This is a genomic window from Agromyces mediolanus, from assembly GCF_014648575.1.
GTDB lineage: Bacteria > Actinomycetota > Actinomycetes > Actinomycetales > Microbacteriaceae > Agromyces > Agromyces mediolanus.
Genome location: NZ_BMRJ01000002.1, coordinates 729,542 through 746,672, shown reverse-complemented (window position 1 = coordinate 746,672; position 17,131 = coordinate 729,542). Strand labels below are relative to the sequence as shown.

Sequence of the window (17,131 nt, the reverse complement as noted above, 5' to 3'; positions counted from 1 at the left end):
CGACGGTTGATAGGGTGCCGGGACACGTGCGTCGCGAACCAGGCGCGACGCAGGAACCCGGGGGCCACGATGAGCGATTCACCGACTGACGACCGAGCGGCGACGCCGAACCCGCGCCTCGCGTTCCGGTACCTCATCGTCGGGCTCGTGGCGGAGCTCGTGGCCCTCGGCGCGTGGTTCGGGGTCGCGCTCCTCGAGCAGGGGTCCCCGCCTGCGGTCGCGCTCACCTTCGTCGCCATCGCGCTGCACGCGTTCTCGCTCGCGTTCCTGCTCGCCGCGACCATCTTCGGCATCGTGAACCTGCGCCGCCGGGTTCAGCCCACCGCCATTCAGCTGCTGGCGGCGCTCGCGCTCCCCATCGCGGTGGTGCTGCTGGTGCCCTTCGTGGTCGTGCTGTTCCTCATCACGACCTCGTAGGCGCTCGACGTGTCGTGGACGCCCCGACGTACGCGCGTGCGTCTCGCGTCAGCAGCAGCATGCCGGCGATGACGAGCAGCGCGACGTCGAAGAGCGCGACCGGGTTCACCCGGATCGAGACCACGGCCGCGACGACGAGCAGCACGGGCAGGCCGGCCCACGCCCACGCCCGTCCATGCCAGCAGGCGAAGGCGACCGCGAAGTGCGCGGCGGCGAACGCTCCCGTGAGCAGCACAAGGTGCCATTCGCTCACCGACAGCCCGGGTTGAGAAGCTGAGAACAGCAGCATGAAGATGATCGGGATGGTCCAGAGTCCCCCGGTCAGCGTCACCAGCCCGCTCGCCCAGGCGACCGCGGCGGGGATCGCCGCAGCCGGCACCGGCCGCCAGGTCCCCCGTGGGATCTTCCCGCGCTCGGCGCGTTCGCTCGCGGCGGGCACCGCGAAGCCCCGCGACGCCGGCACCCACAGCAGGATCGCCGGGGCGAGCGCCGCGACCGCGACGCCGACGAGCAGCAGGTTCGAGGTCGGCCCGCTCAACGCCGACACGGTCATCAGGACCGCGTAGACGGAGACGACGAGCCGCGGCCACCGCCTCCGCCGCCGCGCCGCCAGCGCGGCGAGGAGCGGCACCGCGACGATCCCGGCCGAGACGAGGGCGAGCAGCGCGACAGTGGGGGCAACGACCTCCGCGGGAAGCCCTGCAGCGGCGGCCGGCAGGAACAACGGGACGGCGTTGATGAGACTCAGGCCGGCGCACACGTACAGCAGAAGCGTCGCCCAGACCACGGTGGCCGGGCGCGCGGATGGTGGAATCGGGACGCTCACCGACGACCTTCCTGGGGGTGCTCGGAACGCACCCGTCCCGCCGCGGACTCCGCAGTGCTCGCGAGCGCGATCAGTTCCCCGAGGAGATCCCGGTAGGCAGGATCATCGACCGGGGCGATGGTGCGCGATGTCCCATCCACCGGAACGATGCCGAGCTCGTACCTCGTGCCGTTCGCGGAGCCGCTCACGAGAATCGCGCGTTCCACGAGCGTGCCGAAGTTCGCGGTGCCAACTTCGATCGAATCGACTCGGTCGAGGCGCAACCGCGCACCGGCCAACCAACGCCGTCGCCCGGCGTTGCGCAAGGTCAGCGTGTGCTCGTCCAAGGTCATCGCCTGGTAGCTGATCCAGGGCCGCAGCCAGCTGAGGACGATGCTCAGCTCCGCCGGCGGGAAGGTCGAGAAGTCGGCGGTCGTGCGGACGGCGATGGCGCGATGGTCATCGGCTGGCTGCATCGCCGAGCGGAGATTCGCCCGCCCCAACGCGAAGTACAGCGGCCACAAGGCGAACGAGACCAGCGCCATCACGGTGACCGCGGTCGCTGCCCCGAGCGCGGCGGAGAGGCCGCCGTCGCGGCCCTCGAGAAGCGCGACAGCTCCGACGACCAGAGCGAGGAATGCCGCATGAACGGTGGCGATACGCCGCCGTCGCGGGAGGCCCGGCCGGCTTCGTCGTCGAAGGAGGACACCGCTCAGTTCCATCTTCACGTTTTCCTTGCGCATCAGTGCCCATCACAGCGGAACACCCACAGCCTGGCACAGCCGGTGTCCCGAACGCGATGCGCTGCCCGGACATGCCGATTCCCCGGCCGCCGACGGCTCACTCCGTGGATCGCTCGGATGCCCCGACGACGAGCGTCTCGAAGCGGAACGGGCCCGGGCACTCGCCGAACATGCCGGTGCGCTCGACCGCGACCGGGATCTTGTACTCGCCGTCGACCAGGCCGGTCCCGTCGATGGCCTCGACGACCACGCGCAAGCTGCGCTCACTCCCGTCGCCGTACACGCCCGCGCCGAGGTACGGCGCCGCCTGCGGCACCCGCCAGACCCCGCCGGGCATGGTCTCGCCGACCGTGGGCTCGGCTCCCCGATCGACGGGCGCGGGTGCGCACCCGGCGCCGAAGCAGGCCGAGACGAGGACGTCGTCGGGCAGCTCCGGGTCGAAGGCGACGACCGCCGGGCCGTCGTAGAGGTAGCCGACGGCCGAGCAGGCGACGACACCGGGGCCGGCGCAGCCGCTCAGTGCGAGCGCGAGGCCGCCGGCGAGCGCGGCGACGGCCGTCGTGGTGGTCGGTCTGCTGCGCATGCCCCGAGCCTGCCAGGGAATGATCCCGCGCGACGTGCAGCCGAGGCATCCGTTGCGGAAGCGATGCGCGATCGTCGCCGAACCGGAACGGGGCGCCCCCAACCCCGATCGCCTTCCACTCGTCGGAGGCGCATGCGAGGATCGGCATATGAGCCCAGCTGTCCGCGCGACGTACGTCGAGATTCCGGCGATCGACCTCGACCGGGCGGTCGCGTTCTACGCCGAGGTGTTCGGCGCGAGCGCGCGGCGCACGGTCATCGACGGGCACCCGGCCGCGGTGTTGGACGAGCCGACGGACGACGCTGCCGCCCTGCCCGAGGGTGCGCTCATCGCGCTCATGACCGGTGAGAGCTACGAGCCCGCCCTCGCAGGCACCCGCGTGTACGTCACGGTCGACGACGTGCCGGCGACGCTCGCCGCCGCCCTCGCGCGAGCCGCCGTCGAGCTCTACCCCGCGACCACGCTGCCCGACGGGCAGACCGTCGCCGAGTTCACCGACAGCGAGGGCAACCGCCTCGCCGTGAGCGACCGATGACCCGCGAGCGCACCGCCATGAGCGCCGCCGACTGGCGCGCCCTCGAGGCGCACATCGCGGAGCGCTACGCCGAGGCGGTCCACGCCTTCTTCGCGCAGCACCCCGGTGAACGCGTGTTCGGCGTCGCGTCCCATGTCTTCTCCGGCGAGACCGGCGGAGTGATCGCGTGGCCGGGGCTCGCCGTCGGCAGCGAGGAGTCGCTCGCGGCGGCCGCCGAGGATTCGAGCTTCAGCACCGAGGAGCTGCGGTGGAGTCCTGCCGACTGGGCCTTCCAGCTCGATCCGAGCGAGGCCGACGACGCCTGGGCGGCCCGCGTCGAGGCGGCCGCCCGGGGCGACGACGCCCACTGGGAGGCGATCTTCGCGCGGTTCCTCCGCAGCTTCGCCACCGCCGCGAAGACGGCGAAGAAGCGGCTGCGCACCGAGGGCGCCGTCGCCCCGGGGTTCCTCGCCCTCGCCATGGACGAGGCGTGGGAGCTCGTCCCCCTGAGCCTCACGAAGGCCGAGCTCGAGCGGCACTTCCCCGAGCTCGGCGAAGAGGCGCAGGAGCTGGCCCGCCTCGAGGCGCTTCCCGCGCCCGCGCGGGCCGCTGCCCTCGGCGAGCTGCTCGACGCGTACACGCCGGGCGTCGTCTCCACCGAGCAGGCGGAGCGCTTGCTGCGCGAGCTCGGCGAGGCATCCGTCGACGTCGCGCTCGAGCGGATGCCTCGCTCGCAGCGCCGGTGGCAGTGGGCGAAGCTGCTCGCCGACCTCGGCATCCCCCGTGACGACGTAATCGACGCCCTTGCGACGGTGCTGCGCGCGAAGAAGCTGCCGGAGCCCGACCGCGCCTGGGCCGCCGCAGCGCTCGCGCGACTCGGTCGCCTCGACCTCGTGCTCGCCGAGGCCGAGCGGATGCCTCGCCCCGTGCTGCTGCGCGGGCTCGCCGCCCCGTACACCTCGTTCCGCGACCGCGCGGTTCGGCACCTGCCGCTCGACTACGCCCCGCTCGAAGCCGCCCTCACCGAGCACCCGGAGCTGGCCGAGGCGATGCTCGACGAGCTCCGCCCCGGCAGTGGCTACTGCACCATCGAGCCTGCCGAGGCGGCGACCGCCCGCGCGGCGCTCGGCTCCCCCTTCGAGGTGGTGCGACGGCACGCACGCGCGGTGCTGGACGACGCGGGGCGGTCTGCATGAGCTCGGCGCCCGATGCTGCGCTCGGCGCCGCGCTGCTCCGGGTCGCGGCCGAGCTCGGCTGAGCTGTGGATGGCCCGCGGCGCGTGTCGGGCGTGTGCCCGAGAGTGGACGGATGCTGCCCGCCCTGCTCTGGAGCCAGTACTGGCTCGCCTCCCTGACGCTCATCTTCCTGCTCGCCCTGGTCTGGGGGTGGACGGTGATGGTCGGCATGGCGCCGTGGGGCGCAGGGTTCCGACTCGGGCGTTGGGAGCAGCGGGCGGCGCGCCTGCCGCGGTGGTGGCGAGTCTGCACGGCTCCGCTGGCTCCGAGGCCGGCACCCGTCGGACCGAGCCATGCGCGGCTCGAGGCGGCGAGCGGCCGGGCCGCTCGCACCGCGCACGACGCTTGGCTCGGCATCTGGAGCGCACCGACTCTGCTCGCTTGGCTTGTCTTTGGACTCGGCGGGGCGCAGGCGATCTGGACCCTGCTGACGTTCCTGGGGACGCGCTCGACGGGTTGGCTGGTGCTCTCGTTCGGCGTCCTCGTGCTCGCCCTGGTGCCGATGATCGTCACGCTCGCCCTCCGCGAACGTGCATGGCGCGCTCGCGCGCCGTTCGAGTGGCGCTTCTGCATTCTCTCGGCGCAGACGCTGGAGCGAGCGCGAAAGGCGGGCGCGAGTCCGGCCTCCGCTTGGGCCGATGCGGCCCCGACGCAGGCCCTCGAACAGCTCGTCGAGCGGCGTGAACTGCCACGGGACACCATCTCCGATGTCCTCGTCGCGGAGCGCTGGCGCCGCGGCTCGCGCCAGCTCGGCCGGGCCGTCGCCGAGCAGCGGGCGCGGCGTACGGGCGGCGCCGCGCTCCTCGCCTGGTATGTGGAGGCGGCGTCGCGGCTCGCCCTCACAGGCAGAACCGCACCCCGGCTGCGGCTTCGCAGGCCGAGCCCGCCCGGCACCGGCGGCGCGATCGAGCGCCGAATCGATCCGTTCCTGAGGGCGGCGATCATCATCGCCGCGATCGGGCTCGCGGCGGCGGGCGCGTCCGGTCTCTTCATCGCCGCCGAGCGAGGTGAGCAGCTCACCATGCCCCTCGACGCCGTCCCCGGCTGGCTCAACGGCCTCGCCGCCGTCGCCACCGTGCTCACCCTCGTGCTGAGCGCGGCGCGAGCCTGGTCGGCGCGTCGTCGCGCCCGCGACGAACTGCGCTTCGGCTGAGCCCTCCGGCATGGGCAGCCCTGCCCATTCCCTCGGCGCCCGCCTCGTCGCTAGCCTGGGCGCACGCCACCGCGGGCGACCGCCCCGGTGCACCGTTCGGGGGAAGGAACGCAGATGCGTGCACGTGGAGTGAAGACCCTGGCGGCTCTCGGAGTCAGCCTCGCGATGGTGTTCGGCGGCTCGGCCGTCGCGAACGCCGCACCGCAGACCTGGTACTACATCACGGGATACAGCCAGACCGACTGCCAGCGCATTTCGAACCAGTACCGGGGGCTCGGCGCGCGCATCGTGACGGCGTGCCACAAGCGCTCGTACGACCAGAAGTGGGCGTTCTCCTACTACTGGATCAACTGAGGACTACTGGATCAACTGAGGCGGCGCCGACGCCTCGGCCCCGGCGGAGGAGATCGTCACTCAGGGAGGATTCCGGGCCGCGGAACGACCTCCCGGGGTGACGGTCTCCTCCCGCCGGGATCGGACACGGGCACCGTGCTCAGGCCGCGGCGCTCCCGGCGGCCACGATCGCGGTGACGATGTGCTCGGCGACGGCCTCGGCATCCAGCTCGCGCACCACCCGCGTCGCGCCGCCCCCCGGGGCGAAGACACTGCGTCCCTCGCCCTCGCCGTCGCGCTCGATCGTCACCGTGCCCGGCTCGGAGACCTCGAACAGGCCCGGCTCGGTCAGCGTGAGCACGGTCACCGGGTCGTGCGGCACGTTCCACTCGACGTTCCAGTAGCGCCACCACTGCTCGACCTCGGCGAGGACGAGCGCGCCGAGCGCACCCGCCGCCCCGATGCGGTCGAGCTGGTCGCGGCGGATCTCGACGCGGCGGGTCACCTCGAGTCCCGTGACGGTGGTCGGGATGCCGGCGCCGAAGACGAGCTCGGCGGCCGCCGAGTCGCTGCGCAGGTTGTGCTCGGGCTCGTCGTCGGTGAAGGAGCCGCCCATGATCCAGAGGTGGCGCACGGCGCCGGCGAAGCGCTCGTCGGCCTCGATCGCGGCGGCGATGTTCGTGAGCGGCCCGATCGCGACGACGTCGATCTCGCCCGGGTTGCCGACGACCTGCTCGACGAGGAAGTCGACGGCGTCGCCGGCCTCGACGCGCTCGCGCTCGAGGTCGTCGAGCAGCGCGCCCTCGTGGCCGGCCCACCAGATCTCCCGGCCCGAACGGGTCTCGGCGCGGCCCGCGTAGACGGGCACGTCGCGGCCGGCGAGCTCGACGATGCGGCGGCTCATCCGGGCGCGCAGCAGCGTGTCGCCGTAGACGGTGGTGACGCCGACCAGCTCGACGGCGGGCAGGCCGAGCAGCTGGCTGAGCGCCATGGCGTCGTCGACGTCGGAGCCGAGGTCGGTGTCGAGGATGACTCGGTGGGCAGCGCGCATCGGCGGTGCTCCTTTCGGGGTGGTGCGAGTGGTGCGGGACGTGCGGAGAACGGGTCGGCTACTTGAGCCCGGTCGTGGACACGGACTGGATGAAGTAGCGCTGGAAGCCGATGATGATCGCCAGCGGGATGAGGATGAGGATCACGGAGGCCGCGAACAGCACCCCGTAGTCGACGGCGAACTGGCCCTGCAGGTTCGACAGCGCGACGGGTCCGACGACGTGGTCGCGGTCGGTGCCCATGAGCAGCGGCCACACGTACGCCTGCCACTGGAACAGGAACAGCATGAGCCCGGCGCCGATGAGCGCCGGCACCGACAGCGGCAGGTAGATGCGCCGGAACACGCCCCACGGGCCGAGGCCGTCGAGGCGGGCGGCCTCGACGAGCTCCTCGGGGATCGCGAGGAAGAAGGTGCGCAGCAGGAAGATCGCCATGCCGTTGCCGAGCCCCGGCAGGATCAGCCCGAAGAAGGTGTTCTGCAGGTTCCAGTCGCGGAACATGTCGGCGAGCGGGATCGCGATCGCGTCGAACGGGATCAGGAACGACAGGATGATCACCGAGAACACGAGCCCCTGCCCGCGGAACTTGAACGCCGAGAGCCCGTACGCGGCGGTCGCGCAGATCACGAGGCCGACGACGACCGTCACGAGGCTGATGAACAGCGAGTTCAGGATGGCCCGGCCGAGGTCGGTGTCGAGCAGCGCGAAGTAGTTGTCGAGCGTCGGGGTGAGCGTGAAGAAGGTGCGCCACTCGAGCGGGTTCAGGTAGCGGAAGGTCTCGTCGCCGGGGCGCAGCGAGTTCACGACCGTCCACCACAGCGGGATGAGGAACGCGAGCCCGATGACGGCGCCGAGCACGGAGGTACCGACGGGGCCGAGGCGGCGCCGGGTCGACCGGCGGCGGCCGGCCGGCGCCTGGGAGGTGGCGAGGGATGCGGTCATGTCAGTCCTCCGACCGGAGCAGGCGGAACTGCAGGGCGACGATCACGAGCGTGATGAGCACGAGGATGACGACCTCGGCCTGCGCGGTGTTCAGGTCGCCGAGCGTGTACGCCCTGGTGAAGATGTCGTACATGAGGAGGTTGGTGGAGCCCTCCGGGCCGCCCTTCGTGAGGATCTGCACCGGCGCGAAGACGAGCAGGTTCGACACGGTGTCGGCGACGAGCACGAAGGCGAGCGGCCGGCGCACGAGCGGGAAGGTGATGGTCCACAGCTGCCGCCACGCGGAGGCGCCGTCGAGCGAGGCGGCCTCGTAGTAGGAGCGCGGGATGTCGTTGATGCCCGCGATGAGGAACATCATCCAGTAGCCCACGCCGATCCACGACAGCAGCACCATGATCGAGGCGAGCGCCTGCTGCGGCGAGGTGAGGAACGGCTGCGCGGGCAGGCCGAGCAGGTCGAGGAACGCGTTCGCGAGGCCGTCGGGCCGGTAGATCACGCTCCAGATCACCGCGGAGACGGCGGGCGGCACGGCGATCGGCAGGATGACGAGGGAGCGCCAGATCTTCGAGCCGGCCGCCTTGCGGGTGTAGAGCACCGCGAGCAGGAACGCCGTCGCGACCTGCAGCGGGTTGATCAGGATGGTGAACACGAGCGTGACGAGCAGCGCGTTCTGGAAGTCGGGGTTGCCGAAGAGCTCGAAGTAGTTGCCGAGGGCGACGAACTGGGTGCCGCCGAGCAGGCTCGTGCGGAACAGGCTGTCCCAGAGCGCCACGGCGGCCGGCGCGAGCCGGAGCACGAGCAGCGCGATGAGCGCCGGCGCGAGGAAGGCGAGGGCGATGAGGGCGGGATGCCGCCGCCCGCGCCGAGTGGGGCGGGCCGGCGGCGCCGGCCGCACCGCCCGGCGGGCGCGGGGGTCCGCGCCCGCCCGGGTGGTGGGAGTGGTCATCGCAACTTCTTCCAGGCGTCCTGGATCTGGGTGGTCGCCTGCTCGAGGCGGGCGGCCGGGTCGGAGCCGTTGCGGATGTCCGCGAAGGCGGTGTTCATCGCCGACTCGAACTGCACGTAGCCGACGGAGACGGGCCGGGGAACGGCGGTCTCCTCGATCTCGTAGGTGATGAGGTCGGCGACGCCCGCGGCGTGCTCGCCGCCGAGCTCTTCGAGCCCGGGCAGGTACTTCGCGGCGGCCTCGGTGTTGGACGGGATGATCGTCGTCGCCTCGGTCGTGGCGAGGGCCCCGGCGGGGTCGAGCGCGGCGAACTCGATGAACTCGCGTGCGGCGTCCTTGTTCTTCGACGCGGTGTTCACGCCCCACGACCAGGAGCCGGTCGGCGTCGCGACCTCGCCGCCCTCGAAGTACGGCATCGGGGCGACGCCCCAGTCGAACTTCGCGTCGGAGGCGAAGCGGCCGACGTCCCAGGGGCCGCCGACGAAGAAGGCGACGTTGCCGTCGATGAAGACGGGCGCGGTCTGGAAGCCGCCGACGCCGCGCGGCGAGAGGCCGCTCTCGAAGGTGTCGCCGTACCAGGCCATGGCCTGCTGCCACCCGTCGTTCGTGACGTCGACGGTGAGCATGTCGTCACCGGTGATGCCCGAGCCGCCGCCGAGGGACTCGGCGAGGGGCTGCAGCTGGTAGTACGCCTCGACCTGCTCGAGCAGCAGGCCGTACTGGGTGCCTGCGGCCTGGGCGGCGCGGCCGGCGTCGGCGGTCTGCTCCCACGTCCAGCGGGCCGCGGGGTCGGCGGTGGGCGCCTCGACGCCGGCCGCGGCGAGGGCGTCGCGGTTGAAGAACAGCATCTGCGTCGAGTTCCAGACCGAGAGGGCCCACATCTTGCCGTCGTACTGGTTGATCTCGAACTGCGCGGAGCTCGTGGCGGCCTTCGCCTCGTCGGAGAGGTCGCTGAGGTCTTCGAGGAAGCCCTGCGCGGCGAGCTGGGAGAGGTTCGGCTGGTCGACGGCGTAGACGTCGATCGTGTCGTCCTTCGCGCCGAGCCGCTGCTGCAGCGTGCTCGAGTACTGGTCGAACGGCACCTGGGTGTAGTCGATCGTGATGTCCGGGTGCTCGGCCTCGAACGCCGCGATGACCGGGGCGAAGGTCGCCGGGTCCTCCGGGCCGAGGAACCGGACCGTGCCGGATCCGTCGCCGGCCGAGCCGGAGTGGGCGGGGGCCGAGCAGCCGGCGAGGAGCACGGCGCTCGCCGCGACTCCGGCGAGCAGCAACGCTCGTGAACGCTTCATTGGGTGCACCTTCCGTCGGGGGAATCGTCGCGCTCGTCCGCCGCGCCGGCAAGTGGGCCGGGATCCCGCCTGCTGTGCGCAGGATCTAAGCGGATAGACGAAGCGGTTAGATGGCACTCTAGGCTACCGCCTCCAGCGACGCAAGACGCCGTCGCCGAGGCATCCGGCTGCGCCCCTGCGGTGCGGCGCACTGCTAGCATCCATGCAGGTCTAACCGCTTAGCAGGAGGGAGCCGCGATGGCCACCGGACGCGATGTCGCCCAGCTCGCCGGCACCTCGACGGCCGTCGTGAGCTACGTCTTCAACAACGGCCCGCGCAACGTCTCCCCCGCGACCCGCGAACGCGTGCTCGCCGCGGCCGCCGAGCTCAACTACCGGCCCAACGCGCTCGCCCGCGCGCTCAGCTTCGGCCGCACCTCGACGATCGGGCTCATCGTGCCCGACATCGCGAACCCCTACTTCGGCGAGCTGGCCCGAGCCCTCGAGGACGCCGCCATGGAGCGGGGCGAGCTGCTGCTCATCGGCGACTCGAGCCTCGACCCGGAGCGGGAGCGCCGGCACATCGCCGCCTTCGTCGAACGCCGGGTCGACTCGGTCGTCATGGTCTCCCTGCTCGACGAGCCCGACTTCGCCGCCTTCGAGCAGGCCTCCATCCCGGTGATCGCGCTGCACCCCATCGCCGACGATGCGCCCGCGGCCTCGCTCACGATCGACTACGAGCTCGCCGCGCGCGCCGCCGCCGCCCACCTCGTCGCCCACGACTTCGACTCGATCGGCCTCCTGAACGGCCCGGCGCACTCCGTCGGCGCCGGCCAGCACCGCCGCGGCTTCCTCGCCGCCATGGCCGAGGCCGGCCGCGAGCTGCGCCACGACGAGCGCAACAGCGGCACCTCCCGTGCGGATGCCTCGGCCGTCTCGCTGCGCTGGCTCGCCGAGCCCGACCGCCCGCGAGCCATCACCTGCGCCACCGACGAGCAGGCGTACGGCGTGCTGCACGCCGCCTACCTGCTCGGCCTGCGCGTGCCGCAGGACCTCGCGGTCATCGGCTTCGACGGCACGGAGCACTCCGAGTACGCGGTGCCGCCGCTCACGACCGTGCGCCAGCCGATCCGGGCGATCGCCGCGCGCGCGATCGAGCTCGTCGCCGAGGCCGCCGCCGAGCCCGCCGACGGCGCGGACTTCACCCGCGTGCGCGAGCTCGCCGGCCACGAGCTCATCGTGCGCGCCTCGTGCGGCTGCGCGGAGGGGTGAACCGCCCCTAGCCCCGGAGCCCCGGGCCGTGCCAGCATGTCCTCACCGACGAGCCGGGAGGCCGCCATGCGAGACACGCTGCACCACTCCCCCGACGCACGACTGTCCACCCTGCCCGGCGCGACGATCATCCGGCGCATCCGCCGCCTGCTGCTCTGGGGGCTCGGCACCGCGCTCGTCTACACCGGCCTGAGCGCCGCCTCGAAGGGGCTCTGCCGCGGCGGCGCCACGGGCGACGGCGGCTACCTCGACGCCGACGGCCGGGCGACGACCGCCGTGCCGCTCTGCGTCGACCTCGTGCTGCGGCCGAGCCCCGTCGTCTACATCGCCATCGCGGCGATCGCGCTCATCGCCATCACGCTCGTGCTCCGGCGCTCGGCCGACGAGGCATCCGCCCTCCGCACCCTCGACCGCGCCGTCATCCTCATCGTCGCCGTCACCGCCGCCTGGCTGGCGCTCACGCTCGTGTCGTTCATGTCGATCCCGCTCGACGCCTGGGACGGCGGCGAGCAGTTCTGGATCCCCTTCACCTTCGGCAACGTCGACATCGACGTCTCGCCGATGCAGTCGGGCGGCTGAGCGCTACCGGCCGGCGCCGGGACGGCGTAGCCTGTGCCCGATTCGACCACGCCACACTCGATCAAGGGAGACCGTCATGGCCGCACTCGCAGCGATCCAGCCCTGCCTCTGGTTCAACGACCAGGCGCGCGAGGCGATGGAGTACTACGTGGGGGTGTTCCCGGACTCGCGGATCAACTCGATCGAGGCGTACCCCGACGAGTCCCTCGACGAGCACTTCGCGGGCATGGCGGGCAAGGTCATCAACGGCAGCTTCACGCTGAACGGCGTCGACTTCGTCTGCCTCGACGGCGGCCCGCTGTTCACCTTCAACGAGTCCGTCTCCTTCGTCGTCTCCTGCGCCGACCAGGCCGAGATCGACCGCTACTGGGCGGCGCTCTCGCACGTGCCCGAGTCGGAGCAGTGCGGCTGGTGCAAGGACCGCTTCGGCGTGAGCTGGCAGATCATCCCCGCGAACATGTCCGAGCTCATGCAGCGGCCGGCTCAGGTGCAGGTCATGATGGCGCAGAAGAAGATCGTGATCGCGGAGCTCGAGCAGGCCTGAGCGCTCCGCACCGGGCGACCGAGTCGGTCGCCCGGCGCGGCTCGGCGGACTCACCGCTCAGCAGGGCACCTGGTAGGTGAAGCCGAAGGGGTCGGGCAGGTAGCACCAGCGGTACTCGCTCCCCGAGCCGTCGTCGCCGCCGTCGCCGCCGTCCCAGGACTCCTCCGGCTCGGGCTCAGGGGCCGGCGTGTTCGCGGTGTGCGAGTCGCGCACCGCTGCGGCGGCGTCGACGTACCCCTGCGCCGCGGCACCGAGCTCCACGAACGGCGGGGTCTCGGCGCGTCCCGTCCAGTCGAGCGGCAGCGAGGTTCCGGCGACCGCCTGCAGCGCGGCGACCGACTGCTCCAGCGCGGCCTTCGCCTCGGCGCTCGCGTACCCGGAGGCCGCGATCGTGGCGGCTCCGGCCGCCGCCCCGGCGCCGGCCGCGGCGACGATGGCGGCGTCCACGGCGTCGACCGCCGCGCGGACCTCGGCCTCGGCCGTGTCGAGCTCCTCGGCGAGCCCGTCGAGCCGCTGCACCTCGCCGGAGAGTTCGCGCCGCGCGGCCTCCCGCTCCTCGCCGCCGAGCTGCTCGTAGTGCGTGCGCACCTCGTCGTCACCGGCGGCGGGCGCCCAGTCGAGCGAGGACGCCGCCGCGGCATCCTGCGCCACCGGCGCCGCCAGGCTCGCGGTGAGCGCGTCGACGGAGCCCGTCAGGGCGCCCGCCGCGTCCGCCGAGAACTCCCCCGTGCGTCCGGCGACGAGGTCGCGGACGCCGACGGCCGTCGTCTCGGAGAACTCGATCGCGAGGCCGGCGGTCGCCTCGAAGCGCGCGGACGCCTCCGTCGCGCCGGCGACGGCAGCGTCGAGCCGCGCGGCGTCCGCCGAGGCGGCCTCGGCCGCGGCCGCGCGATCCGCCGCCCACGCCCCCACCGGCACGCCGACGCCGACGAGCAGCGCGAGCACCGCCGCCGGGACGAGCCAGCGCAGGAGCCGCCGACGGCCGCCCGTGCCGCTCGAGTCTCCGGCCGTGGTCTGCGCGCCCGCGGCAGCGGGCTGCGGTCCGGGTGCCGAGTCGTGGTTCATGATCGCCTCCGTTCACGCGCGCCCCCTGGCGCGCGCGACATCGAGATTCGCGGTGACGGACGCCGCCGCGCATCACCCTCGAGGATGAGGACACCACGTAGCCGGTCGAACGAGCGTCCGTGGAACCGCGGACGCGGCGGATAGCCTGGGCCGATGGATGCCTCCGCGTACGCCGCCGCCCTCCGCACCCAACTCGACCGGGTCGCCGACGCCGCCGCCGCGAAGCTCAAACGCATCGTCGCGGCCGCGCCCGAGGCCGCCGAGGAGCTGCAGCTGCTCGTCTTCCCCGATCAGGACGGCGAGGGCGGCTTCTCGATCGTCGCGACGCTCGAGGGCCCGGACGCCTACGTGCTGAACCGCGCGATCGAGGCCGACCGCACCCTCTTCGAGGTGCGGCACGGCGCGCAGGGCCCGACGCCGCCCGTACCAATGTTCGCCCCCGGCCGGGCCGGCTTCGAGGTGCGCGACGTCATCGTCGACGCGGCGAGCGGATGGCTCGAGGAGCTCTGGACGCGCTCGGCCCGCGGCCGCAGCCCGATCCCCGGGTACATCGCGGGCATCGACGGCTGGGGCACGGTCGCGCCGGTCGAGCTCGAGGCCTGAGGGCGCGGCGGGCCGTCGCCGTCACGCCCAGCCGTCGTTCATCCTCTGCTTGGATACAAGTTGTATCCTGGGCGCGATGTCCAAGACGCCGCCCGAGAAGCCCGCCCAGCCCGCTGCCAAGCCGACCGCACCCGCCGCCGGCCCCGGCCACGCCACCGCCCACGCGGCGGGGCTCGAACGGCGGCTGCGCCGCTCCCGCCTCCTCAACGTCGTGCTCGGCGCCCTCGCCGCGTTCCTCGCGGTCGTCGTGCTCGCGCAGGCGCTCCCCGGTGCGACGGGCGGCGCCACGGCGAACGGCGGCCCGGCGGGCACCGAGGCGCCGGCCACCGGGGCGCCCGCCGCGAACGAGAACCCCGAGAACCCGGCCATCGCCAAGCGCGACCCCGACGACCCCTTCGCCATCGGCCGGGTCGACGCGCCGATCGTGCTCGTCGAGTGGGCCGACTTCCGCTGCCCGTTCTGCGCGGTGTTCACGAACGACACGATGCCCGTCATCCTCGACGAGTACGTCGACGCCGGGCTCGTGCGCTACGAGTTCCGCGACGTCGCCTTCTTCGGCGACGAGTCCGTCGACGCCGCCGTCGCCGCCCGCGCCGCCGGCGAGCAGGGTCGCTTCCCCGAGTACCTCGCCGCCCTCTACGCCGCGGCGCCCGAGTCCGGGCACCCCGACATGCCCCGCGAGAAGCTCCTCGGCTTCGCGAAGACGGCCGGCGTCCCGGACCTCGCCCGCTTCGAGGCCGACCTCGACCGGCCCGAGCTGCGCGACGCGGTGACGAAGAGCACCGCCGAGGCGCAGGCGCTCGGCGTCTCGAGCGTGCCCTTCTTCGTCGTCGGCACGCAGGCGATGGCCGGCGCGCAGCCCGTCGACGCGTTCCGCGAGTTCCTGGACGCACGGCTCGCCGAGGCCGGCGTCGACGCCCCCGGGGCCGGCCGGGCGGGCTGAGCCCGTGGAACTCGGCCTCGCGGGCGCGCTCGTCGGCGGCATCCTGACGCTGCTGAGCCCCTGCTCGGTGATGCTGCTGCCGGCGTTCTTCGCCTACGCCTTCACCACGCCGGGACGTCTGATGGCCCGCACCGGGGTCTTCTACCTCGGGCTGATCACGACGCTCGTGCCGATCGGGGTGCTCGCCGGCACCGTCGGCGCGTTCGTGAGCGCCAACCGGGTGCTGCTCGTGACGATCGCCGCGGTCGCCGTGATCGTGCTCGGCCTCGTGCAGCTGCTCGGCATCCCGCTGCCCGCCTTCACCCGCGAGCAGCCGGGCGAGGTCGGCTCGATCGCCTCGGTGTACCTGCTCGGCACCGTCTACGGGCTCGCCGGGGTGTGCGCGGGGCCCGTGCTCGGCTCGGTGCTCGCCCTCACGGCGCTCGGCGGCAGCCCGCTGCAGGGCGGCGTCGCACTCGCGGTGTTCGCCTTCGGCATGACGGTGCCGCTGTTCGTGCTCGCCTTCGCCTGGTCGCGCTCCGCGTGGGTGCGCCGGCTCGTGCGCCCCCGCACTGTGCGCATCGGCCGGTGGACGAACACCTGGACGCAGATCGTCGCGGGCCTCCTCGGCATCGGCATCGGCGTGCTGCTGCTCGTCACCGACGGCACCGCGGCCCTCGGCGGGGTGCTCGGCGCGACCGCGCAGTTCGAGCTCGAGGCATCCGCGCTCCGTCTCACGTCCGCCGTCCCCGACCTCGCGGTCGCGGGCGTCGCGATCTTGGTGCTCCTCGGCGCCTGGCTGCTGCACCGGCGCAACCGGCGCCGAGCCGAGGCGCCGCGCGCCGCCGACGGCGGCGACGAGCGGATCGACGCGTGACGCTCGCGGCGCGGGCGGATGCGGCGACCCGGCACGCGCGCGATGATGGGCGGGTGCCCACGCCCGACAGCGCCGCGCTCCGCGCGCACACCGCCATCCGCGCGGCGATCCTCGACGGCACCCACCGCCCCGGCGAGATGCTCAGCGAGAACGAGCTCGCGCAGGCCCTCGGCATGAGCCGCACGCCCGTGCGCTCCGCACTCACGAGGCTGCAGGACGAGGGCTGGATCACGATCTACCCGAAGCGCGGCGCCCTCGTCCGGGCGCTCAGCGACCGCGAGATCGCCGAACTCGCCGACGCCCGGTTGATCCTCGAGGCCATGGGCGTGCAGCGCGCCTCCGCCGAGGTGCGCCGGGCGCTCGCCGACCGCCTCGAACCGCAGCTCGACGCGCAGCGCCGGGCGCTCCTCGCGCGCGACCTCGACGGCTTCGTGACGCTCACGATCGCCTTCCACCGCTCCTTCGTGGAGGCGGCGGGCAACGCGGTGCTCGCCGAGATCGCCGACCGACTGACCGACCGGCAGCGGCTGCTGCTCAGCGCCCACCGGGAGACCCTGTTCGAGCGGGTCGAGGAGACGGTCGCCGAGCACCGCTCGCTGATCGAGCGGCTGCGCGCCGACGACCCGGCCGGCTTCGCCGCGGCGCTGCGCGGCCACCTGATGGACACGCACGGGCCGGAGCTCGGGCCGGTCTAGCCCGGCCGGCTCACCCGCTCCCGCGCTCCCCTCACTCCCGCGCTCCTGCGCTCCCCCGCTCCCCTCGCTCGAAGGGGGTCAGTTTCCGACATCCGCTCCGCGCTTTTGCGCAGCAGATGTCGGAAAGTGACCCTCTCGGGATTGGGGAAGGGGCGCGGCTACTGCGCGCGGCGCTCGAACCAGCGCCCGTGCAGCTCGGTGACGTCGATGCGCACCCAGCGGTCCTTCTGCTCGGGCGCCCAGGGCTCGATACCGAGGCGTTCGGCCGCGGCGACCTCGCCCTGCCGATCGAACTCCCGCGCCGCGCCCTTCGCGACCACGCTGAACGCCTCGCGCTCGGTGAATCCGTCGACCTGGAACGCGACGTGGTCGCGGATCGTGAGCTCGAGCAGCTTCGTGCCCGGCGCGGTGCGGAACACGATCGAGCTGCCGTCGACCTTGTGGTTCACGGGGAAGATGTCGACCTCCCCGGCGACCGCGAGCGCGACGCGGCCGTACGGCGCGTCGCGCAACCGCTGCCAGCACTCCTCGTCGCTCAGATGCCTGGTCGGGTTCCGCTCGTCGACCTCTTCGCTCATGCTCCGAG

21 protein-coding genes are annotated in these 17,131 nt (G+C 73.0%); 12 read left to right on the top strand and 9 right to left on the bottom strand.

Going from position 1 to position 17,131, the window contains the following annotated elements; translation table 11 throughout:
• Nucleotides 1–69: 69 nt before the first annotated feature.
• A complete protein-coding gene (locus IEY71_RS13335; RefSeq protein ID WP_189085800.1) occupies nucleotides 70–417 on the top strand; it encodes a hypothetical protein in 348 nt (115 codons plus the stop codon).
• Here the strand turns inward: IEY71_RS13335 and IEY71_RS13330 are convergent.
• From IEY71_RS13330 to IEY71_RS13320, 3 genes are all read right to left on the bottom strand, one after another.
• Nucleotides 404–1,243 (bottom strand): hypothetical protein, encoded by an 840-nt coding sequence (locus IEY71_RS13330; protein ID WP_189085799.1) that lies wholly within the window; start codon nucleotides 1,241–1,243, stop codon nucleotides 404–406. The genes IEY71_RS13335 and IEY71_RS13330 overlap by 14 nt on opposite strands.
• Nucleotides 1,240–1,965, bottom strand: a complete 726-nt coding sequence (locus IEY71_RS13325) for a hypothetical protein (RefSeq protein ID WP_189085798.1) — start codon at nucleotides 1,963–1,965, stop codon at nucleotides 1,240–1,242. The genes IEY71_RS13330 and IEY71_RS13325 overlap by 4 nt, the downstream gene beginning before the upstream one ends.
• Nucleotides 1,966–2,062: 97 nt before the next feature.
• A complete protein-coding gene (locus IEY71_RS13320) occupies nucleotides 2,063–2,548 on the bottom strand; it encodes a hypothetical protein (RefSeq protein WP_189085797.1) in 486 nt (161 codons plus the stop codon).
• Between the two features lie 148 nt (nucleotides 2,549–2,696).
• Between IEY71_RS13320 and IEY71_RS13315 the strand changes: the two genes are divergently transcribed.
• From IEY71_RS13315 to IEY71_RS13300, 4 genes are all read left to right on the top strand, one after another.
• Nucleotides 2,697–3,083, top strand: a complete 387-nt coding sequence (locus IEY71_RS13315) for a VOC family protein (RefSeq protein ID WP_189085796.1) — start codon at nucleotides 2,697–2,699, stop codon at nucleotides 3,081–3,083.
• Entirely contained in the window at nucleotides 3,080–4,258 is a 1,179-nt protein-coding gene (locus IEY71_RS13310; protein WP_189085795.1) for a DUF4303 domain-containing protein, read from the top strand. Before IEY71_RS13315 ends, IEY71_RS13310 begins: the two co-directional genes overlap by 4 nt.
• A 112-nt stretch (nucleotides 4,259–4,370) precedes the next feature.
• On the top strand, nucleotides 4,371–5,450 hold the full coding sequence (locus tag IEY71_RS13305; RefSeq protein WP_189085794.1) for a hypothetical protein: 1,080 nt from the start codon (nucleotides 4,371–4,373) through the stop codon (nucleotides 5,448–5,450).
• A 114-nt stretch (nucleotides 5,451–5,564) separates the two neighbouring features.
• Entirely contained in the window at nucleotides 5,565–5,804 is a 240-nt protein-coding gene (locus IEY71_RS13300) for a hypothetical protein (protein WP_189085793.1), read from the top strand.
• Nucleotides 5,805–5,943: 139 nt separating this feature from the next.
• Here the strand turns inward: IEY71_RS13300 and IEY71_RS13295 are convergent, their stop codons facing one another.
• From IEY71_RS13295 to IEY71_RS13280, 4 genes are read right to left on the bottom strand one after another with little or no spacing between them, the layout of a single operon-like run.
• Nucleotides 5,944–6,834 (bottom strand): nucleoside hydrolase, encoded by an 891-nt coding sequence (locus IEY71_RS13295; protein ID WP_189085792.1) that lies wholly within the window; start codon nucleotides 6,832–6,834, stop codon nucleotides 5,944–5,946.
• 58 nt (nucleotides 6,835–6,892) lie between these two features.
• On the bottom strand, nucleotides 6,893–7,774 hold the full coding sequence (locus IEY71_RS13290; protein ID WP_189085791.1) for a carbohydrate ABC transporter permease: 882 nt from the start codon (nucleotides 7,772–7,774) through the stop codon (nucleotides 6,893–6,895).
• A gap of 1 nt (nucleotide 7,775) precedes the next feature.
• Nucleotides 7,776–8,720, bottom strand: a complete 945-nt coding sequence (locus IEY71_RS13285; protein WP_189085790.1) for a carbohydrate ABC transporter permease — start codon at nucleotides 8,718–8,720, stop codon at nucleotides 7,776–7,778.
• Nucleotides 8,717–10,009 carry a sugar ABC transporter substrate-binding protein gene (locus IEY71_RS13280; protein ID WP_189085789.1) on the bottom strand — a complete coding sequence of 431 codons (1,293 nt, stop codon included), beginning with the start codon at nucleotides 10,007–10,009 and terminating at the stop codon, nucleotides 8,717–8,719. Before IEY71_RS13280 ends, IEY71_RS13285 begins: the two co-directional genes overlap by 4 nt.
• A gap of 237 nt (nucleotides 10,010–10,246) precedes the next feature.
• Between IEY71_RS13280 and IEY71_RS13275 the strand changes: the two genes are divergently transcribed.
• The 3 genes from IEY71_RS13275 (at nucleotide 10,247) to IEY71_RS13265 (ending at nucleotide 12,383) form a co-directional block, all read left to right on the top strand.
• Nucleotides 10,247–11,260: a LacI family DNA-binding transcriptional regulator gene (locus IEY71_RS13275; RefSeq protein WP_189085788.1), complete on the top strand. Its 1,014-nt coding sequence runs from the start codon at nucleotides 10,247–10,249 to the stop codon at nucleotides 11,258–11,260.
• 66 nt (nucleotides 11,261–11,326) lie between these two features.
• Complete coding sequence (locus IEY71_RS13270) at nucleotides 11,327–11,839, top strand: hypothetical protein (protein WP_189085787.1); 513 nt, start codon at nucleotides 11,327–11,329, stop codon at nucleotides 11,837–11,839.
• Between the two features lie 76 nt (nucleotides 11,840–11,915).
• A complete protein-coding gene (locus IEY71_RS13265) occupies nucleotides 11,916–12,383 on the top strand; it encodes a VOC family protein (protein ID WP_189085786.1) in 468 nt (155 codons plus the stop codon).
• Nucleotides 12,384–12,440: 57 nt separating this feature from the next.
• Here the strand turns inward: IEY71_RS13265 and IEY71_RS13260 are convergent, their stop codons facing one another.
• Nucleotides 12,441–13,448, bottom strand: coding sequence for a hypothetical protein (locus tag IEY71_RS13260; protein WP_189085785.1), 1,008 nt, complete (start codon nucleotides 13,446–13,448; stop codon nucleotides 12,441–12,443).
• A 153-nt stretch (nucleotides 13,449–13,601) separates the two neighbouring features.
• Between IEY71_RS13260 and IEY71_RS13255 the strand changes: the two genes are divergently transcribed.
• The 4 genes from IEY71_RS13255 to IEY71_RS13240 all read left to right on the top strand — a co-directional run bounded on the left by IEY71_RS13255 (nucleotide 13,602) and on the right by IEY71_RS13240 (nucleotide 16,545).
• Nucleotides 13,602–14,051: a DUF6389 family protein gene (locus IEY71_RS13255; RefSeq protein WP_189085784.1), complete on the top strand. Its 450-nt coding sequence runs from the start codon at nucleotides 13,602–13,604 to the stop codon at nucleotides 14,049–14,051.
• A gap of 76 nt (nucleotides 14,052–14,127) precedes the next feature.
• Nucleotides 14,128–14,994 (top strand): DsbA family protein, encoded by an 867-nt coding sequence (locus IEY71_RS13250; RefSeq protein ID WP_189085783.1) that lies wholly within the window; start codon nucleotides 14,128–14,130, stop codon nucleotides 14,992–14,994.
• 4 nt (nucleotides 14,995–14,998) lie between these two features.
• Nucleotides 14,999–15,850, top strand: a complete 852-nt coding sequence (locus tag IEY71_RS13245) for a cytochrome c biogenesis CcdA family protein (RefSeq protein WP_189085782.1) — start codon at nucleotides 14,999–15,001, stop codon at nucleotides 15,848–15,850.
• Between the two features lie 53 nt (nucleotides 15,851–15,903).
• Nucleotides 15,904–16,545, top strand: a complete 642-nt coding sequence (locus IEY71_RS13240; protein ID WP_189085781.1) for a GntR family transcriptional regulator — start codon at nucleotides 15,904–15,906, stop codon at nucleotides 16,543–16,545.
• Between the two features lie 158 nt (nucleotides 16,546–16,703).
• On the opposite strand, the gene IEY71_RS13235 is transcribed toward IEY71_RS13240, so the two are convergent.
• On the bottom strand, nucleotides 16,704–17,123 hold the full coding sequence (locus tag IEY71_RS13235) for a pyridoxamine 5'-phosphate oxidase family protein (protein ID WP_189085780.1): 420 nt from the start codon (nucleotides 17,121–17,123) through the stop codon (nucleotides 16,704–16,706).
• Between the last annotated feature and the right edge of the window lie 8 nt (nucleotides 17,124–17,131).